The following is a 23,863-nucleotide window of genomic DNA, read 5'->3' on the forward strand; positions in this document are numbered from 1 at the left end:
TATTTGGTCGTTCTTCTAAAATTTAAATTATCAATAGCTTTAAAATACCACTATAGTTTACGCATGTAAACCTTTTCTTGAAAGATTGGTCAAAACCCTAATCTAGACGGCCCAATTTCAAGGTTAAAGCATTTAAGGCGACAATCACTGTACTCATGGACATGAGTAATGCCCCCACCATCGGACTTAGGATAAAACCAATCGGTGCTAAGACGCCGGCTGCTAATGGTAAGGCAATAATATTATAACCGGCCCCCCACCAAAGATTTTCCGTCATCTTCCGCGTTGTTTGTTTAGCCAGTTGTAAGAATGCTGTGACATCATTAGGATTACTTTTGACTAGGACCACATCGGCTGATTCAATAGCCAGGTCAGTCCCGCCACCAATGGCGATCCCCACATCGGCTTGTGCCAAGCTGGGCGCATCATTGATCCCGTCACCAATCATTAATACTTTGCCCTTTTGTTGGAATTGGCGCACTAACTTTGCTTTATCTTGAGGTAATAATTTGGCGTGAATTTGATCAATTCCTAAAGTCGTTGCAACTTTTTGAGCAGTTTGTAAATTATCCCCCGTGAGCATGACAGGTGTAATGTGTTGGGCTTTTAAGGCGGCAATAAATTGTTGCGCTTGTGGTTTAACCGTATCGCCCTGAGCCACATAGCCTAATAGTTCTTGTTTGGCGATTAAGAAACTAATTGAATTACCCGCACTGGCCAAGGTTTGGAATTTAGCTTGGTCATAAGTTAACTGTAATTTCTCCAATTGCGCCATGGAAACAATCTCATAGGCTGTTCCGTCAATGTCACCTTTTAAGCCAACGCCGGTAATTTGCGCCACATTGGTGGCAGCAGGGATCTTAATTTTTTCATGTTGGGCCGCTGTTAAAATACCTTGGGCTAAGGGATGTGAGGAACTGGCTTCTAAGCCAGCAAAAAGTGCTAATGCTTGCGCAGCGGTTAAATCGGTAGTTAAACTGTCATATTCATGAACGATAAAGTTTCCTTCTGTCAATGTCCCTGTCTTATCCATCAAGGCATACCGCAAGTCTTTAACCTGCTCTAAGGCGTTACGATTGCGAATCAAGAGCCCATTTTTAGCCGCAATCGATGTACTGCGTGCCACAACTAAAGGCACGGCTAACCCTAAGGCATGCGGGCAGGCAATGATTAAAACAGTAACGGTGATCGGCAAAGCGGTGGTTAACCCAGAATTCACATACCAAATGACAAAGGCGATGATTCCGACGGTTAAGGCGGCATAGAATAACCAACCAGCCACTTTATCAGCTAAGTTTTCTTGAGCCGATTTTTCTTGTTGGGCGCTTTGTACCAATTGCATTACTTGGGCTAAGAAACTATTGGCCCCAGTGCCGGTAACTTGCATCTCAAAGGTCCCAGTGCCGTTCACTGACCCGCCCACAACTTTATCGTTAACAGCCTTAGGCACTTGCTTAGCTTCACCAGTGACCATGGCCTCGTTTACAGCGGTTTCCCCTTTGGTAACTTGACCATCAGCAGGGATTTTTTCACCAGCCTTGACCAGGACAATATCGTCATTTTGAATCTCAGTTAAGGCAACATCCGTGACAGCACCGGTTTGAGGATCTAATTTATGGGCCATACTAGGCAGTAACTTGGCTAAGTCATTTAAAGCTGAGCCGGCACTGGTAATGGCATTCATTTCAACCCAGTGGCCTAGCAGCATAATGTCAATTAGAGTTGCTAATTCCCAAAAGAAATCCATGACGTGGGGTTGATTGGCCAAAAGATTATTGGCCACTACCGCATAAATACTGTAGATGAATGCCACACTGATACCCATGGTAATTAAGGTCATCATTGCCGGTTTTTTGGCTTGCAGTTCCCCTTTTGCTCCGCTGAAGAAGGGCTGACCGCCGTAAATAAATAAGATAATCCCAATTAAAGCCACGACCCAGGTACTACCGGGAAAAACCAGCAGTGGCTTGGTCATACCCATCATGGAAGTCATCAGTAAAATGGGTATGGTTAAAATGATTGAAACCCAAAACTTTTGCTTCAGATTGCCCATGTGCATCATGTGACCACCATGCATCATCATGTCCTGGTGATCCATGTCTCCCATAGCCATCTGATGATTATCATGACCCATATCCATTTGGTGGTCCATGTGTTCATGGCTCATATGGTCATGATTCATATGGCCGTGGTCATCAGTATCATGGTCCATACCTGGCATATCTTTCATGTCTTTCATGTTCTTCATATCTTTTTGTGATGCATCATGATTATCTTTATGTTCCATATTTTTCATTCCGGCACCCTCCTCAAAACAACTTCGAAACGTTAACTCTATTTAAAGTCTACAACTGTAAACGTAAAAAAGCAAATTAAAAAGGTCGTCAGCAGTTTTGCTGTCCGACCTTCAAATTATTGATTAGTCACAATGCCCATCAAAATCCGCTGGTAAACAGTCACAGGGAACCATTTCTGGAGCGGTCTTTAATTTTTCTGCTAATTGGGCCTGTAGTCGCTGGATATCTGTTTGACTCAACGTCAAGTCATCCAGTAAGTTGCTCACAGCTTTTCCTCGGCGCATTTGACACAGATGATGGAAAAGTGAAGTTGTCGCATTATCAATAGCCACTTGTTCTTCAACTTGCGGTTTGTATAAAAAGGCCCGCCCTTGTTTTTCGGGCACTAAAGCGCCCTTCTTCACCAAACGACCGAGCAGCGTTTTAACGGTGCCTGCTTTCCAACCCATCTTTTCGTTTAATACACGAATCAGAACATGACTGGTGGTGGCGCCTAAGGTCCAAACTACCCGCATGACTTCCCATTCTGCATCTGATATCTCAATTTGTGTTTGTACTTGCATTTTTATCACCTACTTACTCAATGGCCTGTTTATAACGCAAATTAGACGTGATGTAAACTAATTTGCTTATTGCGATACTTAGGCTGGGTCATCACAGTTACAAATGCTTGCGCAAAATCTTTATAGCTCAAGAAGCTTTTACCGTCTTCATCAGGGGTAAAAATATCCCCGTTAATTTCATAACGACCTGTCAAACCACCCATAGGTGTGAAATCACTTGCTGGTGATACGTAAGTCCAGTCAAAACCTGAACTAGCCTTTAATAAATCAAGACCCGCTGCCATATTCTCAGCGACAGGTTTAAAAGCATCGGGAAAATCCTTAGTATCTTTAAGCTGCGTCGTGCGTGTGTCGTCCATATACAAACTACCGGCACCACCGACAACCATATAATAAACGCCACTATCTTTTAAGATATCGATCATATGTGCTTGGGAAGTTTTAAACTTTTCAGGATCCGCAAAAAACGCGGTGGCATTGACCACCACATCAAAAGCTTGAATATCAGTTTGCGTTAAGTCAAATAAATCTTTTTGCAGTACTTCATATGCTGAATCCCCATCAGTGGTATGGCGTACGATCGCTGTAACGGCCATATCGCGTACCACTGCGGCCTTAGCAATTAAAGCACCAGCCTTACCATTAGCTCCAATAATTCCTACTTTAAGCATAATGACCTCCTAGAAAACTGTTTTAATTTACATAATTTAATTATCTCAATTATTTTACCATTGTCTGTCAAGAATGCTTCTGAATCTCCTCAAAAAAATCTTGAATTTTATCTGAGTCAACGTTTGTATGGGCCTCAGGATAGGCCAATGGATAATAAGCCTGTAATTGAAAACTTTCAACAAGCTGCTTTAAACTGCTCCGAGCCTGCATAACTTGCGTGTCAGTGGCATCTTGATTATTTTGAATGGCTTTCAAGTTAGTCTTAGCCGTTGCCACCAGATCCTTTTGGGTTTGGGTGGTTGCCTTATTGCCAACATTGCTGATGGTGGACGCCAAACTTGACGCCAGCCCATCTCTGGCGTTATACACCATGTCGTCGATTCGATTGAGATCTGGATAAGGTGTTTGTGCCGCCACTTGCATATAACTGTCGGGGTTCATATTTTGATGCAACGCCGAAGCCATGCGATCAAAGCTCGCCCGTAACGCCTCACGGTCATAAGTAGATGGTTGCTTGGCAACGCCTGTAACGATTTGGCTTGGGGACATAACGTCGTTATAAGATTGTGGTGCATGGGCCAAACCCAACGCATGACCCAGTTCATGAATCAAGACATTTAACGTATCATTGCTATTTTCAGCTTGTTTATAACTAGCCTGATTTAATAATAGCACATGATTAGTCCCCGTTAGACCTGAAAAGCTTAGATAAGGATCATTGACGTATGCCAGGTAAACATCTGCTGTAGCTTGTAAATTTGTCTGCGGTACAATTATTTTTTGCCCAGCTAATTGGTTCCACCAATAAGCAGCGTCATTAACAAGCTGCTGATCATGGGCATTCAAATGAGCAGCATTATAAGTTAGCGTGCCGTTTTGGCCCACCAACCACCAGCTGTTTAAAGACTGCCAACCACTGGGTGCCGCTTTATTAGTGACTTGATTCTCCGCTTTTTGAACTTGGGAGAATATTTTTTGTTGTTGCATGTAATCCGTATATTTATGATAAAGTCGTGGTATAGAGACGGCCATTAAGCCAATCACCACTAACGACGCTAATAGTTTCATTAAACGACTTAATATGCGCATATTTCTCGTCCTTTGGGGCGATTGCCCGTCCTTTGTAAGTCATTAACTGCGGCGCAAAGATTCGTAGACCATTTTCGTGATACGAGCACCATTGCTGTTGCTAATATCAAATTTTTCAATACTTGCTAAACTTTGAACCATTTCACCGGGAGCCTCTAAATAAGCCTTATCTGCCGCCAACAACTGCGTTAAAGTTGTCGTTGTCATTTCTGGATGGAATTGTAAACCATAAACCTTTGCGCCCAGACGAAAACCTTGGGCAGGGCAATGGCTGTTGGTGTAAATCTGATCAGATAAATCTGGCAACTCAATTTTTTCACCATGCCAGTGAAAAACTGTCCCACTTGGCAGGTCGTCCACGGTGGCTTCTACTGGAAACCAGCCTAATTCTTTATGGCGCATAGGTGCGACCTTGCCCCCAAAAGCTTTGGCGATTTGCTGCGCACCTAGACAAATACCCAGTACACGCCCACCTTTAGCTTGGACGGCCTTAATTAATTGCCGTTCATCAGCTAACCAGGGTGTGTCATCATTCACACTGTTTGGGCCGCCCATCACAATCAAAAAATCAATCTCGTCAGCATTCAACGTTTTTAATTGTGTTTGGTCTTCCCAGATTTTATGGTAACGAATGGTATCCCCAAAACTATCAATTACTGTTGCGAATTGTCCCAATGTTTCATGGGGTACATGTAAAACTGCATCGATAATCATTTATCTCATACACCGCCTTATTTATTTCGAACTAATTTGAAATTTTTGTTGCCAATGGACCATCAAAAATGTTGTCAACGGTACAGTTAAGGTCACCGCGATCATTGAAACCAATACCGAGGCTGCTTCAGCAATGAACAGTTTATCATTGATCAACAATGATGGCGAATACTTCAATTCTATGAACCAGATGAATAGGGCCAAATATCCGCCAAAGAATCCGAAAAACAGCGTATTATAAGCTGTTCCCATGATTTTACCCCCAATCTCCACGCCATCGCGATACAAATCACGCCGGTCAAGATCAGGTGTTTGTTCAATCAATTCTTTCAAAGCACTAGCCATGGCAATGCTAGCTTCCGCAATCGCCCCTAGCGCACTTAGTAAAATTGCGGCACTGCTAATGGATTGAAAAGAAATACCAATGAGTAATGAAAAGCCACCCAATTCTTCGTTAGATTCATTGCCAAAACCTTGGAGCTGGCCAAAGTGTTGAATGGGGACCACCAGCGCTACTAAAACTAAGACAACACTCACGGATACTAGGTAAGCTACTAACCCCGTTTTTAAATCTACTGGGCTGAAAAAGATAATCAATGCCAAAATGATCAGTCCAAAAATGAAAGCTGTCAGCAACGGTGAAGTACCTAGACTAATTAAAATAATCACCATAAAAATTAAAATAAAGTTTAAAATCAAGCCCCCAAAGATACTAAAGGTATCTTTACCCGTGACTAAAATCAATAATACCAATAAAACTAACGCTAAACTAGTTATGACGCCCATGGCTACCCCCTAATAAGTGACCGGCTAAAGCACTGGTTAATGGCACAGCCAGAACAATACCAATGGCACTGACAAGAGATTGCACCACACCCAGATAAATTGTCCAATTAAAAGTTTGCGCAATACTATTCCCATTTCTTAAATAAAGCACGGCCATGGGGATCGTATCTGCCATAAAAATCAAAAATAAAATGCTAATTAAGGGCCCGATGATTTGTTTGCCCATATTCAAACCTGATTTAAAAATACGTAAGAACTTAAAATCAGCGTTTTCTTGTTTCAATTGATACATAGCTGAGGTGATATCCGTAGATTCATCCATGATAGCCCCCAATACACCAATCATCACTTGGGCTAAAAAAATATTTTTGGGACCTTGGACAGCATATTCTACCGCCTCATAATGAATGCCCTTTTCTCCTGTTAAATATAACGCTAAAATAAACAGGCCAAAACTTGCAAAGGTACTGACAATTGTAGCGATAGAGGCAATCAAAGTCTCTTGGCTCAGGCCAAAAATTAAAGCAATGGTACAAACTGTAAATAAGACAACCAACATGGCAAAAATAGGAATAATATTTTTGCCATTATGCAACAGTTCGATTTGAATGGCCAAAATGAATAGCAAGACGTTTGCAACCAAACTTAAAATCGCCATGAAACCGCGACGGTGCACAATTATCAAAATTAAACTGATGGTGGCACATATTAAAATTACGATAAAAGTGTCTCGCTTTAAGCCCTGAATTACAATGTTCTTACTTTGCTTGTTCGCCCCACTGATCAACACCTGCTGGCCGGGTCGATAGTTTTGATCCACCGCTTGGGAATCGGTGTATGTATTATGAACTTCAACGACTTTGCCCTTTTGAGCAGTGTTCAGCAGCTTCAACTTGACGCTTTGCGTGGTGGAATAATCAATATTTTTTAAATCATCTTCACTGCGCGTCTTGTGTAAGATCTTGGTAGCTTGTACCTGCGCCACGGTATCGTGGTATAAAAAAGCATCATGACGGGTAAATAAGATAGCAGCAAAGCTAACAATAACAAGTATGATAACCTGAAAAACTGTTTTGTACTTCATTAAGTGACTTCTTTCATTGGAAAATGAGTTAATCTATTATAACGCATCACTTCAACTTACGGCAATATCAGTGGCTTAAGAACGAAAAAAGCCTACCCGAAAGTAGACATTTTCAAAAAAATTGATATTAAAGTACCTGGGCCCCGATGACATAAATAACATGTAACGCTGCCCCAACACCAGCAACCCAAATGGCTTGTTTAGGTTGTTTGGCTAAATACTTGATAAACCCATAAATCAAGCTATAGGTAATTACTATTGTAATGACACTACTAGCAATAACAATCGGCTTGGAAACAAGCGTTTCTTGGTTAATCAGCGTTGTGACGATCATAAACAAGGAACTCACTATGCCAGAAATAGCATAGCTAATATAAAAACCCCGCTTAACTAGTTTATTAGTAGCCTTCACTGCAGTTGTTTTAGTCAAAGATAACACGATGTAATACAACAAGAAGTATAAGTACACCATGACGAACAAGCTGGCAACTAAGCCAACAATACTAGAAACTGCAGAAGTGATTTTAATCAAGTTCTCAGGTGAAGGGCCACCACTCACAGTGGCTTTTTGAACGACATCTTGAACAAGCTTGGGCGGGAACAAGAATACGACAAAGTAAGCATTTAATAATCCCACTAAGTAATAAATAATCAATGCCGTTCTTGTATCCGCAGCACTGGCTTTTGCTAGCCACTTTTTCATGTTAACTACCTCCCTAAGGTTTAACGAATAATATCGATCAAATCTTTTTTAGCAGCACTGGACGCTGGCATTACCCCAAAGACAACTCCTACTAGCGTCGATACCCCAAAGGCCAATATGAAGGAGCTCAAATCAATGCTGATTGGGAATGGTAATGCTAAGCCCACTAAGGCCGCAGCAATAACCCCAAGAATATAGCCAATCAAGCCACCAATAATAGTCAACGTGGCACTTTCTAGCAAGAACTGTAATCGAATATTGCCTTGGGTTGCCCCCATTGCCCGGCGAATCCCGATTTCAGAAGTCCGCTCGGCTACAGAAATATACATCATGTTCATCACGCCCACACCGGCAATGAACAGGGAAATACCTGCAACACAGGCCACAAAGGTGGTAATATTCCCCAAGACATTCCCAATGGCATCGGTGGCCTCAGAAGGATCATTGGCGGTATATTTCCCACTATTACGTTGTGTCCCAGAAGCTTTTAGAGCTTTCACGACGTTGTTTAAAACCTTAGATGTTTTCTCACCCTTAGCCACAGTCACATTCATCAGATTACTGGAAGTCGTGGCCGAACGGTTATAAGCTTGGTAAGCTTTTTTTGGCACTTGAATATTGGCATAGTTATAAGCATCACTGTCAGACACACTGATAGTAAATGAGAAGTTAGACGGGGCCCGCACCCCGACGACTTCATACAATTCACCACCAACATCAATCCCTCGACCTAAAGCAGCTTTTGCTGTACCAAAGACATTTGTGGCAACATCGTTATCGATCACCGCTACCGTCAACCCCATTTGATTATCACTAGGTCTCAAGGCTCGGCCGTACTTAACTTCTGAGCCATCTTTGGCAACAAGGCCAATATATTCATTTTGCATCTTGCCATTAAAATTATAGGTTTGCGAAAAGATAGTTTGATCTGCATTACTTTCAATTTTAGCTTTTTTAACACCAGTTACGCCTTCAGCTAAAAGGACATCGGAATCATTAAAACCTATGTTTGAAATCACATCACTATCATCTTGTCCATTGCTGGCACTAAACGAAATTGAGCCTTGGGTATCCCCGCTGGCATTATTCGTCAATTGGCTAGTGGTCCACTTGGAAAACCCATGTCCGATTGCCAAGATAGTTACCACGGCTGCAATCCCAATGACGATCCCCAACATGGTTAAAATACTACGGCGTTTATTTTTAAAAATCGAACGGATCGAAGTTTGCCAAATCTCTTGAATTCTCATGATTTCACCTGCTTATCATCGGTAATTGCCCCATCAAATATTTGGACTAGGCGTTGACCATATTCAGCCACGTGCTTATCATGGGTAACCACTAAAATCGTGGTATGTTCAGCTTCGTTTAATTCCTTAAAAATCGCCATAATATCCGCGGCCGTCTTAGAATCCAAGGCACCCGTGGGTTCATCGGCTAAAATGAACTTCGGTTGATGCACAATTGCTCGAGCAATGGCCACCCGTTGTTGCTGACCACCGGATAGTTCATTGGGGATTTTATTCGCACTATTAGGTAAGCCAACACGTTCCAAAGCTTTTTCAACAATTGGCTTAGCTTCTTTTTTAGACATGCCACCATATAATAACGGTAATTCAACATTCTCTAAAATGGTGTTATTGGTAATCAACTTAAAATTTTGGAAAACAAAGCCCACGCTTTGATTACGTAATCGTGAAAGTGTCGCATCATCGCTAGTCTCATATACCTGGCCATCAAACTCGTACGTGCCTTCAAACTGGTGATCAATAAAACCTAACACGTTGATTAAAGAAGTTTTACCAGCGCCAGAGGGGCCCATGATTGAGACAAACTCCCCTGCATTGATCTGCAAATTGATATTCTTCAAAACGTGAAATTTATTGGCGCCATTTTGGTAGTACTTATTCACATTTTTCAGATTAATTAGCACTGGCACTAACCTCCTGACCAGATTTGAGCGCCTTATCCGGATTAGCAACAATCTTATCTTTAACACTTAAACCGCTGTCTAAGAAATAGATGCCATTGTCTTGATGTACCCGGACTTGTGTTTTAACTGCCTTGTTTTTAATGACCCGATAAACATAGTACTTGTTACCAGTTTTAACAACGGCACTGTCGGATAAGCGAATCGTATCTTGAGGTACCTTGATTTGAACATTAAAGCCGTTAATTAATTTGCGGTTGATGCGTACAGTAAATTTATAATTGGAGACAGTGCTAGAAGATGCTGCTGCGCCAGTACTGCCTAAAGTACTGATTTGGCCAGATACACCACTATTTTGCGGTGTTGTGGCAATTGATACAATAGTCCCATCTAGTTTGTCATCAGAACTGATCGGCAAGACCTTCACTGCATCTTGTGCCTGGATCTTGCTATAATCATATTCAGAAACCGTCCCGTTAATAATTTGACCATCACTGATGATTTGCATACTTGGTAGTCCTGTGGCAGAAGTCGTATTGTAATTTAAAGAAACAGTCCCTGAAATACTGGCACGAACAGTCGTTGTAACTTTACTTTGCAAATTATTAATTTGCTGTTGCGCTTGCGATACGGCCAATTGGTCTTGGGATAATTGATTTTGAGCTTGACGAACTGCAGCCGCCCCACCTTCAGCAGTTGATTGACTTTGAGCTTGGGACAGATTAGCTTGATCTTGGGAAACTGCTAAATTGGCCTTGGCCAAACTCTGTTGGGCCTCATAAACTTGGTTTTCTGCACTACTGTCATGAAAAGTCATCAATGTTTGATTTTGCGTGACGTGTTGACCATCTTGAACATTGATGCTTTCTAAGGTACTTGTTCCGGCAGATGGTGCAGTGACATCAACGGTATTATCCGCTGCAATTTGCCCTTTTAATAATAATGGTGAATCTTTTTTGACCGTTGTTACCTTGTACTCAGTTGAATTGGCATTGTTCCGGGCCGTTACCACGCCGATCACGGCAATAATGATAACAACAACAACGACCAAGCCAATAATAACGCCACGTTTCTTAAAAACAGACTTCATAATGTATCCTCCACATATTAACGACTAAAATAAATTCTCTTTCAATAAGAGTACCGTATTCACAGCTATTTGTCATACATTTTTCAGAATTTTTCCAATATCTTAAAAAAACATTTAAGCTGCTTTTGACGACACAATAAAAGGCAGATTCACCAATTGGAGAACCTACCCCTAGTTTAAATCAACTGATTAAAACGCGGATTTACCACCTTTAAGCTCTTGAATGTACCGGTAAATCGTTGGTTCAGAAACCTCTAAGGCCTTTGCCACATCAATCACCGAGTACTTCATATTGAAGACACCCTCATCTAATAACTGAGACACAATATTACGTCGATCTTGAGCTTTAAAGTTTTCCTGATCAATGCCATAACTTAAAACAATTTGATCGATTTTTTCACGAACCATTTCGTGAATTTTTTCTGAAAAGCTTAAATCTGAGTCTGCTTGCCCACGTCTTGCCATGGAAATATCACTGCTGAGATTATCAATGGCATCTGTATTCAATTGATACAACTTAGCCAGATTAGCATTGGCCCGCAAAGCGGTGATAAACGGTGTCACATCCGTAATGATGCTTAAGGCTACCTTGGGTGTATCTGCGGCTTCAAAAATAACAACAGAAATGTTCAATGTCTTATGTTTCAAGTTGAACTGTTCGTGATACTGTTTGTTAGGTGTTGCTGTTGCCTGATCAATCCGTATTTTCACAAAGTCTGGTGTACTGTCCTTTTTTCTGGCATCTAAAATACTGCCATTCCGAATAAACTCGATTGGAAAATCATGTTCAGATAAATTAGATAAAACGACATCACTATTTTTACCTTGAATCATACTGATAAATTCAACCAAATTTTGGTAATAAGTGTTTTGTTCAATTGTTAAATCCATAATACTAACCACAACCTTAATAACAGATTTATTTACTGACGATTACTGACAATGCGAAGTGTTTTTTCATTTCTACCAATTATTATTATACCAAATTGAACCGAAAAAAATCCACTCAAAACGGGTTTTTCTAAAAATGAACTAATAAATCTTACAAAACTTAAATTTAAAATAAATTTACTTAACATTACCCGGAAGTCATTATACATCAGCTTTAGTAAAATACCAATAAATTCCTGGAAATATTTAGTATTTTCGGGGAAATAATTTTATCATAACTCTTAATTATGAATTTACCATGGCCTTGCTGTTAATAACCAAAATTAAATAACATTAAATATAATAATCTTGTTGCCACACCAGTGTTTCAGCATCTTTTTAGTTCGATTTTTGAATAAGTTTTTGGTGGTCACCATAATTTTTTTGGCACTGTGTACCATTCCACGATTTTATGTCTTAGAGTAAATAAAAACCGGTCTAAAGATTTGAGCATTCAAATCTTTAGACCGGATCCATATCAATTCTATTTGTGGCCAGCGCTAATTTCTAACTCTTTGACCGTCTCAGTTAATGTATCGTGTAACATTAATTCTGCGCGAATAGCAGTTGGTTTATCAGATTCCATACCATCTAAAAATGCGACGTGCTTGATGGAGAAGTCTTCATGTTCATTCGTATCTTGAATATTAGCACTGAGATCAGTCCGCAGAGCCTTTTCAGCTGCGACCTTGGAGTCATTGAACGTTAAACCGCTCTTATAACCCACGGAGCCTAACCAAGCTTTCAAGCAAACACCTCCTTAAACTTCTATCCCACTTATTATATTCATTTTTGAAAAAAAAGAAAGTCTAAACTACCGATCCCGTTATTCCTCAGATCCCAACTGTTCTTTTTCAAGCACCTTGGTATGACGTCGACCCAAAATGGTCATTAATACCAACCAAGTTAACGAGGCAATCGTTGCTGGAATCGTATCCCGATTTATCAATAAAACTACTAAAACGCCGGCTAAAAACAATAATACCAGCACATCGGTCAAGGGAAATAATGGGGCTTTAAACAAGCTGTGTTGCGCTAATTTTGTGCGGCGATAGCGCATATGAGTCACAATAATACTCCCCCAAATAAATAAGAAACTCGTTGTGGCGATACTGGTGATAAATGTAAATACTGATTCAGGAATAATGATATTTAGTAATACTGCAAAAGCAATCACAATGGCGGAAAAATTTAAAGCAGTTGCCGGGACATGTTGTCGTGACAAGCGACCCAGCGGTTTCAAAATTTTTGATTTCGTATCATAGGTCAGTGAAAACAGCATACGACCAGTGGAAAATATGGAACTATTACAAGCCGACGCAGCAGCGGTAATGACCACGAAGTTAATAATATCAGCCGCAGCTCGGATCCCTACATTTTCAAAAACTAAGACGAAGGGACTTTGGTCAGGTAACACCCGATTCCATGGAAAAATTGAAATAATTACGAATAATGCCCCAACATAAAATAAAATAATTCGAATGGGAATACTATTGATCGCCTTTGGCAAGACAGTCTCTGGATCCTTAGTTTCTGAGGCAGTCAAGCCAACTAACTCCACGCCCACAAAGCTAAAAACAACCATTTGGAATGAGAATAAAAATCCTCTTATACCTTGAGGGAAGAAACCGCCATAATCGACGATGTTGCTAAATTCAGCGTGCCCGACGCTGGTTTTGAAATGTGTGAAAATCATAAACATGCCCACTGTAATTAACAAGAGAATGGCTACAATTTTAATTAGGGCAAACCAAAATTCAGTTTCACCAAAGGCCGCCACCGTGATTAAGTTTAGCGCCAATAAAATACCTAATAAACATAAGCCTGGTAGCCACTGGGGAACATTTGGAAACCAGTAACGAACGTAAACGCCCACGGCTGTGATTTCCGACATAGCAATGGCAACCCAGCAAAACCAATACGTCCAACCAGCCACAAAGCCAGCTGTTTCACCTAAGTATTCCCGGATAAATTCCACATAAGAGTGGTATTTTAGATTAGATAATAATAGCTCACCCAAGGCCCGCATCAAGAAAAAACAGACAACCCCAGTTATGAAATAAGCTAAAATAATTGACGGCCCAGCATAATGAATCGCTTTGCCTGAACCCAGAAATAATCCTGTGCCAATGGTCCCACCAATAGCAATCAGTTGAACATGTCTGTTCTTTAAATTACGTTCCAGTTCGGGTTCGTCTTTATGCTGAATCATTTATCTGCCTCCGTTTTAGGTTCAACTTGAATTGATCTGACTTCAGTTTGCCGCAAAAAGTTTTCGGCCGTTGTCAGATCAGCATTTAATACTAATTTTTGTGTTTGGACAGCGCCAAAGTGAAAGATTGCTCGGGTTTGTTGGTCATTGATAGCCGCTAATTCAACTTGGGATACCAAATTATATGGTTTCAAAGACCGAATACTACCCACAATACCGTGGGAACTTAAACCACTGCGCCACAGGGCAAAAATGAAGAAGAAAACGGCAATGAAAACACTGCTACTGGTACCCGCTGCGTCTGTGGTCAAAACTTTGGCACTATAAGCGGCAATAGCAGCCAATAAAAGGCAAATTCCAACACGCCACCAATTAAGCTTTGTTCTTATTTTCACCATGCGCCAATCAAAGCCCAAGGCCACAATCAGCAGGGCACTCAAAGTCAGGTACACAATACTCATCAAATTCATATAAATCATCCTATCTCAAATGTTAACCGTTAATAAGCTTACATTAATTTCATAAATATTTACAGTCTTATACTTTCACAATATGACCTCATTCCTGATTTGACAAGGTTTTGGTTTAGATGAATCTTATTCAGTTTAAAAAGAATACAGCTCACTTTCAGGAAATGGCAGCAAAAAAGCATTCAATTTTCATTAGCGTACAGAAATTGAATGCTTGAGATTAAATCTATTTAATTTTGCCTAACTCAACGGTATCTCGGGCAATCATTAATTCTTCATTAGTTGGGACTAAAAGCACCTTAATTTTAGAATCGTCTGCGGAAATAATCCGTTCTTTCGCCATGACGTCGTTGCGTTCATTATCAATCTTAGCGCCTAAGAAGCTTAATTTGTTAACGATTCGCGCCCGCATTAATTTATCGCCCTCACCCATACCGGCTGTGAAGACCAAGGTGTCTAAACCACCCATGATGGCCACATACGAACCGATGTATTTAATCATTCGATTGACAAAAATATCGATGGCCAGCTTAGATTCAGGACGTGTATCGATGCTGTTTTCCAGATCCCGCATGTCTGGTGACAAGCCGGAAATACCTAGTAAGCCAGACTTTTCATTTAAGATCTTGATCATATCTTCTGGATCATCAATGCTCAGTTTTTGCATCAAGTAGGCTACTAAAGAAGCATCAATATCCCCAGACCGAGTACTCATCGTAACCCCAGCCAGTGGTGTAAAGCCCATGGATGTATCTAGTGACTTGCCATCTTTAATAGCCGTCACAGAAACACCACTACCCATATGCAAAGTGATCATTTTTTGAGAAGCCAAAGGGACATCTAAAATTTCAGCCGCCCGGTTGGATACATAACGGTGGCTAGTCCCATGGGCGCCGTATTTACGTGCCCCATACTTCTTGTAATATTCCATTGGAATGCTGTACAAGAAGTTTTCTTCAGGCATGGTCGTATGGAAAGATGTATCAAAAACCGCAATTTCTGGTACGCCTGGTAATATTTTAGAAAAAGCTTCAATACCTCTAGCTTCAGCAGGGTTATGCAAAGGTGCGTATTCTGCTAATTCCTTAATTTTAACCAAGTTCTCTGGTGTAACAACGGCAGAAGTTTTAAAGAATTCACCACCAGCAACAACCCGATGTCCAACCCCATCAATTTCTGAAAAATCTTTGATAATTTTCAAATCTGTTAAGGTGCCCATTAATTTATTAACGGCAATTTCTTGAGTTGGAATATCCCCAATTTCCTTAGTTTTCTTACCATTAAACTTAACGGAAAAAACGGAATCTGACAGACCAAGGCGATCAACCATCCCCTCAGCAATAACTTGTTCTTCAGGCATTGTGAATAATTTCCACTTCAGGGTTGAACTACCGGCATTAATTGCTAAAATCTTTGACATTTTGAATTGGTCCCCTTTACTTTTTAAAATAATTTTGACGCCATTTTTGTAATTCTTGGATAAATTGCTGTAACGCAGCTTGATCATTAAAATCTGGTAAATCCCCAAAGAGCACTTGTTCAGCCTGGGCAGCATTTGCCCCATGTTTTTGCAGTACCAAGATGGACTTTTGCGCAGCCTCACTGGTAAACATTTTAGCCGGTAAGTTTAATAGACCTTGGAAGTAGGCAACTGATGTTAACCACTTCGTCAAATCAGCAGCCTCATCACTTTGAAAAATAGTCGTTGGGATGACGAATAATCCCAAACTGCCAGGTTTTAAAGCCCGTAAGCTTTGTTCAATTAATAAATGATGGGTAAACGAATGGCCTTGTTTCGCCCGGGTTTCATATCCTTTTGTTTGCGCATCCACAGGATAATAGCCCACTGGTAAATCTGAAACTACCAAATCTAAATCATGGACCAATAAAGGCATAACAGCATCTTGGTGAAATAATTCTAGATCCAACTTCAACCATTGACTAGCTACTGCTGCCAATTCCAGGAGTTGATCATCATTATCAATACCAAAACCCCTTAAATTAATCCCTAGCCCCTGTGATAATTGCGCCATGACCGTCAGTATTAAATTACCGGTGCCAACTGCCGGATCCAGTATGCGACTATCGTCTTTTAAATCGGCCAGTTCCTGTACCAAATAACCAATGAAATAACCAATGGCATCTGGCGTCAATTGCTTGTTAGGTTCAACTTTGTCCACTTGCATCCCTCTAAGCAAGATCAATTGTAGTACTTGTCGCCGTGTGCTGCGATCATATTGACTCAAATCGATATCCTGATAAAGCGCTTTAATTTTGTCGATAGTTGCTGCCGTGGGTCGATCGTTTTCCACCTTAATGTGCTGATCGATGATATTCCCAAGATTTTCGGCTAAAGCATCTAAGTAAGATGTGTTTAAATCACTTTGCAGAATAGTCGTACTTTTGTCTAACAGGTCAAATAGCCCTTTTACCGGACGTTCAGACAAAACTATCACCTCAATTACTAAATATTACTTTACAATTGTAACGATAGAAACCAATATTCGCAAGAAAAAATCAGTTAACTTTTACTGGGATATTTTAAACGGCAATGAAACTATGTATGAAAAGAACCAATCAACTTTACGATTGGTTCTAACTGTCATCAAGACTTTGTTTGAGTCACACCAGGAACAACATCTACGGGCACATACCTAAATACTTCAGAATAGCCATTAGCTTGAAGTTTAACGGTGCAAGCCACACTTTGCGCCTGAATTTGATAGTCAGCCGTGCCTAAATTCGTTCGATAAGCTGACCGCTTTGTTTTCTGGAAATGCGGTCGAGTAATATTATAAATCATGGCTGCCTGGGCATGATTATTAAAATGTCGGAGAGTCATCATTTTTTCTTTATAGTGTGCCAATGTGGTATAACTCAGCCATAAAGTGAAACTCAAACACAAAAGCGTCAAAACTAAGACATAAGCTGGTTTTCGTTTCACGCTTTAAGACCTCCTTTGCTGGCGGGACAATAAAAACGGTGGTGAATCGGTTGTGCCACATTTTCTAAAGTCAATTTCATGTCAATGTATGATCCGATACGTTTAAATGTAACGTGATTTACCCCATCTAATAGCGGCATATAGCCTTCGTTTGAAATACTTTGAAGTTGTAATATATCACTATTAGTTCTTATATTTCTAGTTTGATAAACCCCATCCTGATCACGATGGATCACGATTAAACGTTGATCCAAGTCATTGCCATCTATATCTCTAAAGATACTTTTTTGAAGATAATGGTCCAATTGTAAAATTGCCTGACTCATTTTCGTTTCAGAACTGACTTTAAAAACAGCGCGCTGACTATCTTGAATCAAGGTTGGTATTTGACTAAACAAAAATATAACTAGTGCAAAAATAAGCAAGCTGACAATCATTTCAATGAATGTGAAGGCTCTAACTTTCCACACAACAAGACACCTCAAACCCATCTGGCCAACTAACCTTAATGGCCGTTTCACTTTGTTGAATCCTTGCACCCTCGTACACCGGTAATTCCGGGTTAGCTCCCTGTATCAGTTGTTCAACTGCCATGTAATAACGAACTTGTTTAGTCTGTTGGCGTAGCTGAAATTGACAAAAGCTGAACAACCCGGCCAATGTCACGATTGCCGTCGCAAAAATATAAAGACTGGCCATATTTTCCATGAGTAAAAAACTATTACAGCGTCTCAACGCGTAATCGCCCCCAACCGAATTGAATGTGATAGATATAAGTCTTATCGGTATTGGTAGATTTAAAATAAATTGTTGCTGGTGTAATAATGCCTTCATCAGAAACATAAATCTTTTTGGATGCACCGGGTATAGATAATCCTTTTGGTAGGATTATCTCATTGATATAAGTGCCATTTGTCACAGTCGGATAGGTCAAGACCACTCTTTCTCCCATAGTCTTAATCAGACCACGCTCATTGCGAAACATAGCCTCATTAAGCAGCCGCTGATAACTACTTTCAAACTCATTAAAAAACTGTTTCTCAGCTTGCCGTGCTTGAATTGAAGGCCAAACTAAGAAACTTAGACTGACCAATAAACTCAACACAAACAACACTGAGATCATTTCGATGAAGGTGAAGGCTGACTGGCGGCCAGGCCTATGCCGCGCCGTTGTCATTGTCTAAACCCGGGGCATGTACCTGTTCATTATCATCAATGGTAATTTTGGCATTGTTGATTTTTGCCAGTTGTTTTGCTGTCAGATAGCCTTCAGTTTGCATGGCTTTAAAATCAACCTGGATATCCTGTAATTGAGCGCCGGCATCAACCTTTTTATCGACGTATAAATCAACTTGGGTTTGCACTGTATTCACAAAGGCCTCGCTGGCTTTTTTATCCGCACTGTTTCTAGAACTGGTAAGTGAAGGTAGGAACAGTATGATCAATAACGCGATCACAAATATGACAGCGACCATTTCCAAAAGCGTAAAACCGCGGCGTTTCTTAAATATTCTTTTCATATTAAATACTCCCCATCATGTTATAAATTGGCATTAATAACTGTAAATACATTAATAGAATCAGACTGGCAATCACCATAAATGCCAAGGGTTGAACCTTTAACATCAACCGGTTTAGATCTTCAATCAACTTATTAAACAATAACTGGCTGAAAATACGCATTTCTTGCGCCAATAGTTTCAGATCAGAACCACGATGAATAAAGGTTAATAATTCTGTGGGCAAAATTCGGTTGTTCTTAATGATGCTATCTAAGCTTTGTCCTTGTTGCAGTTGACTTTCAATTTGTTTAGCCAGTGCACTTAAGAAGCTTTTGGGCGGTAATTTTTGCAACGCTTGCAAAATCTCTGCCAAATTAAGCCCATTGCTTAAATAAATGGCTAAATCTGTACAAATCAAGTAGGCATAATATTTCTTGAAAATACCGCCCATAACAGGTAAGCGGCATTGCAAGGCCACCCGTCGCAAAGGAGGTGCCCGGTGCCATTTAACCCAAAACAAGCCCAGCAACAATCCACTTAACAGGCCTGTGGTGATCAGTCCCACGATGACACCAGTGGGCAGTTGGTATGTTTTACCACCAAAATCCTGCAATTGCGGTTGAATATAGATCTTCATGGCCAGATAAAACCCGCCTAATAAAATACCCAGCAAAATAGGATAATTCAACATCCCCTTTAACTTGGTCATCTGCTGGGCCTTCATCTGTAGACTTTTAACCAATTGTTCTAAACTGCTGACTAATTGCCCATGTTGTTGGGCAATGGCGATTTGATCCACCAATTCTTGTTTGATATGACTTTCTTCTAACGCTTGAATTAAAATCTTCCCTTGGGCTAACTGCCGCTGTAGTTGACAGATCCAAGTCTTTTCTTTAGGTAAAAAATTAATCATAAAGGCCAAGGCCTGTTTAATGGAAAACCCATTGCCCAACATTTGTGCTAACACTGTAAAAAATAAAATTTGGCCGTTCAATCCTAACTTGACGTTAACCTTCTTTGAATGTCTGATAGGTCTGTTGATCAATCAATTGATACTGCAAAAGTAATTTCATATTGCTTTGCCAATCGACAAATTGTTGCTTTGGTTTTTGCAAACAAGCTCGTAAATCCTGAGCCATCATAACATCGCATAGCACTCGGGGGATTTGCTGGCAATCTGTAAATAGCCGCTGATAACAAATAGCTGTCAGCGTGTTTTGCAAGACAACTTCTGACAAGTTAAGATCCAATAGTCGTTCCACCACCCCACCGGAAGACCGGGCATGGAGCGTAGTCAACACTAAATGACCACTTAAAGCGGCTGTAACAGCGGCTTTGGCAGTTTGGGCATCACGAATTTCACCAATAATCAATGTATCTGGTCGATGACGCAATACACCACTGATCAACTGGGTATAGCTCATGTCGGCTGCATCATTGACTTGCAACTGCAAAATTTCCGGCGCGCGAATTTCCACTGGATCTTCGATGGCAATCACAGTTTCTTCAACCGCTACCTGCTTGGCTAACTGGTACAGCGTCGTAGTTTTACCAGAACCAGTGGGCCCAGAAAACACAAATAATCCCCGTTGGTATAAATTGGCTGCAACCAGCTGCATTTGATCTGGAAAATAAAAATTTAACTGTCCCGTATCCTGATACAGCAGCCGAATAACCAGGGATTCTTCATTTTTATAGTTGCCAATTGAAGATAGCCGCAATTGAATCACTTCAGTGGACAATTCAAAATCCAAGGTGCCGCTTTGGGGACGGCGGTTCTCACTAATATTCATTTGGGCACTATACTTCAGAAAACTAATCAAACCCAACATTTCTTTTAAATCTTTTTGAGCGACCAACTGACGCTGGCCGTGAATACGAATATAATAGTCATAGTAATCCGTTTGGGGAATGAGATAAATATCTGAAGCCTTTAAGTCATAAGCATAACCGATGATATCCTGAGCGATTTTTCGAATGATCAACTTCTCACCTCCTTACTAAAATTAAATACGCCAAAAAGCGCAAAAAAATAGCAGACCCTAAACTTTTTTGTTTAGGATCTGCTATTAATTAAAGACAGTCACCTTAGTTGGCTTCTGTGCCTTCAGGTAATTCAGCGGCAGTATAGACATCAGACACATCGTCATTATCCTCAAGACGATCAATTAAATGTTCATACTGTTCAATTTTATTATCGGGTACAGCTACATAGTTTTGAGGCAACATCGTTAATTCGGCATTGGCCAATTTATACCCTTTTTTCTCTAAACTATCCCGAACCGCGGTGAAGTCAGTTGGATCAGTGTAAATTTCAAAAGCTTCATCACTTGTTTGCAAGTCTTCCCCACCGGCATCCATTACGTCTTCAAGCATTTGATCTTCATCAGCATCAGTTGTGCTGCGGTCAATAGCCAAATAACCTTTGCGGTCGAACATATAACTTACAGAACCAGCTGAACCAAGACTACCCCCATTACGTGTAAAAGCAACACGAACGTCTGAGGCAGTTCTATTTTTATTATCTGTTAAAGCATAAACTAAGATTGGTACACCACCAGGTGCATAGCCTTCGTAAATAACTTCATCATAATGTTCATCCGTATTACCGGAAGCTTTGTCGATTGCGCGTTTAATGTTATCTTTAGGCATGTTTGCTGCCCGGGCTTTATCCATCATCAAACGTAATTGTGGGTTACCGCTTGGGTCAGGACCACCACTCTTTGCCGCCATATATAATTCACGCGAAAGTTTTTGGAAAATTTTACCACGTTTAGAATCCTGCGCGTTTTTACGGCCTTGGATATTATGCCACTTGGAATGTCCTGACATTACGTTTCCCTCTTTCTAATTAGTCATAGTTATACGCATAATAGTATAGCAAAATGGCCCTCTTTATTCAATTGATGCCTGCAATTTTTTAGATTTTCTGTGTAAAAATAGCCAAGCCAGTAAAATACCTAGTAAACTAGCGATACTATCTAACATCACATCTTGAAATAGCGGCGTCCGATCCCCAGTCAACATCTGATGAAACTCATCAGTGGCCGCAAACCCGGTAGCCGCGAGCCAAAAGAGTATCGCAGCAAACCAACGTCCCCGCACCCGATCGGCCAAGCCAAACATGGCACTCAAACCTAATACAAAGTAAGTCAGAAAATGGGCGCCTTTACGTACGAAAAATTCAATAAATTTAAAGTAACCACTAGCTTGAATTGAGATGACCTGTCCGCCATAATTGAAGTGAATCCCAGTTAGTTTGTTATAAAAGGGTTTATGGGCTAATAATTGTTGTAAAATAGGAACAGAGGTCTGCTGCCGGTAGGTCATTGAGCTGCTGATCAGCAGTGTCAAACAAATTCCTAAGAGAATTATGATAAATAACCGTTTATGCTTGATATAATCGCCTGATTTCTAGTATTATTGGACGTAATCAATATTTTCATTGGGAAAGGATAGTTCCATGCTGAAGCATAAAAAAATCTGCTTAGCTGTTTTGGCTGGTGTTTTAATTATTGCAGCACTAGCCATCTTTATTCCAAAGCAGTTGCACGACCAAGCATCTGCAGAGGTGTCAAGTAGTCAAACCAAACGTCAGGTCAAAAAGAACAATGCTGCTGTTAAGACTGCTGCCAAGCGACCTAAGGACTTTTGGCAGCGGCCTTCTGAATCAAAACCTTATCCTGATTTAACACGTTACCCAAACGTTAATATTGACGTGTCGATCCCTAAGCAACGTGTTTACATTAAAGATGGTAAAAAAACATTATATACCATGCTCGCCTCAACGGGTAAAGATGATGGCACGCCCAAGGGTCATTTTAATATCCAACATGAACGCGGCCTGCAATTCTTTAATGAGGGTTCTAAGGAAGGCGCCAAATTTTGGGTTTCGTTTAAAGACCATGGCATTTATCTTTTCCACTCCGTACCAATCAATGGCCAAGGCGATTTTGACGTCAAACAAGCCGAAAGCTTGGGCGGTGAAGCCAATTCCCATGGTTGCATTCGATTGAGTGTCGCTGATGCCAAATGGTTTTTCGAAAATGTCAAAGAGGATACACCGGTTTATATCCACTAATTTGGTTGCCAAAAAATCAATTCATAAGTGTAGTCGATCCTATCTAATAGGATCGGCTTTTTTTGATACATGGCGTTAAGCTGACGCTGTAAGGCAGTCGTTTGGTCGGGCTTGATTCGATCGGCTAAGTCAGCTAACAATAAAGCTTTGGCCACAGATTCTGTGGTTTGAAATTGAAAAGTTTTGGTTGCAAACCGTTGGCCCAGTGCTTGTAGGCTTAATTTACGCTGCTGGTTAATTTGATCTGTATAAACGCTCGGTTCTGACCGTAAAGCGATAGCCTGGCTAATTTGCTGATCCAATTGACTGCGCCGAGCAGTAAATTGACCTAAGACAACACTTTTTTTGGCCAGCTGACTTAACTGCCCCATGGCTAAAACATCGCGGGGTACCCCAAACATGTTGGCAAACACCACGTCTGCCACTTGATATTGGTCAGCTAAGCTTGACCAAGGAGCATGACTGAACGTAATGTTATTTAATTGCTGTTTTTCAGCAAGCTGACGGCCATATCGCAACATCTGTGCAGAGATATCCAAAGCTATTAAATTAGTCACCAGCGGGCTAAAAACGCCGAAGAAACGGCCACTACCTGCCCCCAAGTCTAACAGACTGTCTGCGGGTAGTAAGTGCTGCGCTTTTAAAAAAGCTGCGATGGTTTGGGGCAATGGGATTTCACTAACCTCTTGAATAGCGACATAATCATCCGCAAAGTCATCCCAATAAGCTTCAGCAGCCATATTTTCTTGTTTAATATTTGTCATAATATCATCATATCAAACTCGCCATTACAAAA

Annotated in this window: 28 protein-coding genes; 1 reads left to right on the top strand and 27 read right to left on the bottom strand. The window is 40.7% G+C overall.

What is annotated here, in order from left to right:
- Positions 1–97: 97 nt before the first annotated feature.
- The 26 genes from FC83_RS04600 to FC83_RS04725 form a co-directional block, all read right to left on the bottom strand.
- Positions 98–2,152, bottom strand: a complete 2,055-nt coding sequence (locus tag FC83_RS04600) for a heavy metal translocating P-type ATPase (RefSeq protein ID WP_420805620.1) — start codon at positions 2,150–2,152, stop codon at positions 98–100.
- Positions 2,153–2,419: 267 nt separating this feature from the next.
- Complete coding sequence (locus FC83_RS04605; RefSeq protein WP_035453238.1) at positions 2,420–2,860, bottom strand: CopY/TcrY family copper transport repressor; 441 nt, start codon at positions 2,858–2,860, stop codon at positions 2,420–2,422.
- A gap of 41 nt (positions 2,861–2,901) precedes the next feature.
- Positions 2,902–3,531 carry an NAD(P)-dependent oxidoreductase gene (locus FC83_RS04610; RefSeq protein WP_035453235.1) on the bottom strand — a complete coding sequence of 210 codons (630 nt, stop codon included), beginning with the start codon at positions 3,529–3,531 and terminating at the stop codon, positions 2,902–2,904.
- A 67-nt stretch (positions 3,532–3,598) separates the two neighbouring features.
- On the bottom strand, positions 3,599–4,621 hold the full coding sequence (locus tag FC83_RS04615; RefSeq protein ID WP_035453232.1) for a matrixin family metalloprotease: 1,023 nt from the start codon (positions 4,619–4,621) through the stop codon (positions 3,599–3,601).
- A 42-nt stretch (positions 4,622–4,663) separates the two neighbouring features.
- A complete protein-coding gene (locus FC83_RS04620; protein WP_052004689.1) occupies positions 4,664–5,335 on the bottom strand; it encodes a type 1 glutamine amidotransferase in 672 nt (223 codons plus the stop codon).
- Positions 5,336–5,356: 21 nt separating this feature from the next.
- Positions 5,357–6,121 (bottom strand): YibE/F family protein, encoded by a 765-nt coding sequence (locus FC83_RS04625; protein WP_057002452.1) that lies wholly within the window; start codon positions 6,119–6,121, stop codon positions 5,357–5,359.
- Complete coding sequence (locus FC83_RS04630) at positions 6,105–7,205, bottom strand: YibE/F family protein (RefSeq protein WP_057002453.1); 1,101 nt, start codon at positions 7,203–7,205, stop codon at positions 6,105–6,107. The genes FC83_RS04625 and FC83_RS04630 overlap by 17 nt, the downstream gene beginning before the upstream one ends.
- A gap of 127 nt (positions 7,206–7,332) precedes the next feature.
- Complete coding sequence (locus FC83_RS04635; protein WP_035453229.1) at positions 7,333–7,908, bottom strand: hypothetical protein; 576 nt, start codon at positions 7,906–7,908, stop codon at positions 7,333–7,335.
- A 20-nt stretch (positions 7,909–7,928) separates the two neighbouring features.
- Positions 7,929–9,158, bottom strand: coding sequence for an ABC transporter permease (locus FC83_RS04640; RefSeq protein ID WP_035453227.1), 1,230 nt, complete (start codon positions 9,156–9,158; stop codon positions 7,929–7,931).
- Positions 9,155–9,841, bottom strand: a complete 687-nt coding sequence (locus tag FC83_RS04645) for an ABC transporter ATP-binding protein (RefSeq protein WP_035453225.1) — start codon at positions 9,839–9,841, stop codon at positions 9,155–9,157. Before FC83_RS04645 ends, FC83_RS04640 begins: the two co-directional genes overlap by 4 nt.
- A complete protein-coding gene (locus tag FC83_RS04650; protein WP_035453222.1) occupies positions 9,831–10,928 on the bottom strand; it encodes an efflux RND transporter periplasmic adaptor subunit in 1,098 nt (365 codons plus the stop codon). The genes FC83_RS04645 and FC83_RS04650 overlap by 11 nt, the downstream gene beginning before the upstream one ends.
- A 189-nt stretch (positions 10,929–11,117) precedes the next feature.
- On the bottom strand, positions 11,118–11,819 hold the full coding sequence (locus FC83_RS04655) for a helix-turn-helix domain-containing protein (RefSeq protein ID WP_035453219.1): 702 nt from the start codon (positions 11,817–11,819) through the stop codon (positions 11,118–11,120).
- Between the two features lie 523 nt (positions 11,820–12,342).
- Complete coding sequence (locus FC83_RS04660) at positions 12,343–12,606, bottom strand: hypothetical protein (RefSeq protein ID WP_035453216.1); 264 nt, start codon at positions 12,604–12,606, stop codon at positions 12,343–12,345.
- 78 nt (positions 12,607–12,684) lie between these two features.
- Positions 12,685–14,070, bottom strand: a complete 1,386-nt coding sequence (locus FC83_RS04665; protein WP_035453214.1) for an amino acid permease — start codon at positions 14,068–14,070, stop codon at positions 12,685–12,687.
- On the bottom strand, positions 14,067–14,540 hold the full coding sequence (locus tag FC83_RS04670; RefSeq protein WP_035453212.1) for a hypothetical protein: 474 nt from the start codon (positions 14,538–14,540) through the stop codon (positions 14,067–14,069). The genes FC83_RS04665 and FC83_RS04670 overlap by 4 nt, the downstream gene beginning before the upstream one ends.
- Positions 14,541–14,766: 226 nt before the next feature.
- A complete protein-coding gene (locus tag FC83_RS04675) occupies positions 14,767–15,960 on the bottom strand; it encodes an acetate/propionate family kinase (protein WP_035453283.1) in 1,194 nt (397 codons plus the stop codon).
- A 16-nt stretch (positions 15,961–15,976) separates the two neighbouring features.
- Positions 15,977–16,987 carry a class I SAM-dependent methyltransferase gene (locus FC83_RS04680; RefSeq protein WP_035453210.1) on the bottom strand — a complete coding sequence of 337 codons (1,011 nt, stop codon included), beginning with the start codon at positions 16,985–16,987 and terminating at the stop codon, positions 15,977–15,979.
- A gap of 158 nt (positions 16,988–17,145) precedes the next feature.
- Positions 17,146–17,484 (bottom strand): hypothetical protein, encoded by a 339-nt coding sequence (locus tag FC83_RS04685; protein ID WP_035453207.1) that lies wholly within the window; start codon positions 17,482–17,484, stop codon positions 17,146–17,148.
- Entirely contained in the window at positions 17,481–17,954 is a 474-nt protein-coding gene (locus tag FC83_RS04690; protein WP_035453205.1) for a competence type IV pilus minor pilin ComGF, read from the bottom strand. The genes FC83_RS04685 and FC83_RS04690 overlap by 4 nt, the downstream gene beginning before the upstream one ends.
- Positions 17,941–18,219, bottom strand: a complete 279-nt coding sequence (locus tag FC83_RS17175) for a hypothetical protein (RefSeq protein ID WP_035453203.1) — start codon at positions 18,217–18,219, stop codon at positions 17,941–17,943. Before FC83_RS17175 ends, FC83_RS04690 begins: the two co-directional genes overlap by 14 nt.
- Positions 18,206–18,661 (bottom strand): hypothetical protein, encoded by a 456-nt coding sequence (locus FC83_RS04700; RefSeq protein ID WP_035453201.1) that lies wholly within the window; start codon positions 18,659–18,661, stop codon positions 18,206–18,208. The genes FC83_RS17175 and FC83_RS04700 overlap by 14 nt, the downstream gene beginning before the upstream one ends.
- Entirely contained in the window at positions 18,642–19,004 is a 363-nt protein-coding gene (locus tag FC83_RS04705; RefSeq protein WP_035453199.1) for a competence type IV pilus major pilin ComGC, read from the bottom strand. Before FC83_RS04705 ends, FC83_RS04700 begins: the two co-directional genes overlap by 20 nt.
- 1 nt (position 19,005) lies before the next feature.
- Entirely contained in the window at positions 19,006–19,953 is a 948-nt protein-coding gene (locus FC83_RS04710) for a type II secretion system F family protein (protein ID WP_162260640.1), read from the bottom strand.
- Positions 19,954–19,993: 40 nt separating this feature from the next.
- Positions 19,994–20,971, bottom strand: a complete 978-nt coding sequence (comGA, locus tag FC83_RS04715) for a competence type IV pilus ATPase ComGA (RefSeq protein ID WP_052004679.1) — start codon at positions 20,969–20,971, stop codon at positions 19,994–19,996.
- A 103-nt stretch (positions 20,972–21,074) separates the two neighbouring features.
- A complete protein-coding gene (locus FC83_RS04720; protein ID WP_035453195.1) occupies positions 21,075–21,818 on the bottom strand; it encodes a YebC/PmpR family DNA-binding transcriptional regulator in 744 nt (247 codons plus the stop codon).
- Positions 21,819–21,881: 63 nt separating this feature from the next.
- Positions 21,882–22,385, bottom strand: a complete 504-nt coding sequence (locus FC83_RS04725; RefSeq protein ID WP_035453193.1) for a VanZ family protein — start codon at positions 22,383–22,385, stop codon at positions 21,882–21,884.
- A 64-nt stretch (positions 22,386–22,449) separates the two neighbouring features.
- On the opposite strand from FC83_RS04725, the gene FC83_RS04730 reads away from it, so the two are divergent.
- A complete protein-coding gene (locus FC83_RS04730; protein WP_035453191.1) occupies positions 22,450–23,067 on the top strand; it encodes a L,D-transpeptidase in 618 nt (205 codons plus the stop codon).
- On the opposite strand, the gene FC83_RS04735 is transcribed toward FC83_RS04730, so the two are convergent.
- Complete coding sequence (locus FC83_RS04735; protein ID WP_057002454.1) at positions 23,064–23,831, bottom strand: class I SAM-dependent methyltransferase; 768 nt, start codon at positions 23,829–23,831, stop codon at positions 23,064–23,066. The two genes, FC83_RS04730 and FC83_RS04735, sit on opposite strands and share 4 nt — an antisense overlap.
- Positions 23,832–23,863 lie beyond the last annotated feature (32 nt).

The sequence above is a fragment of the Agrilactobacillus composti DSM 18527 = JCM 14202 genome (assembly GCF_001436375.1).
GTDB classification, from domain to species: domain Bacteria; phylum Bacillota; class Bacilli; order Lactobacillales; family Lactobacillaceae; genus Agrilactobacillus; species Agrilactobacillus composti.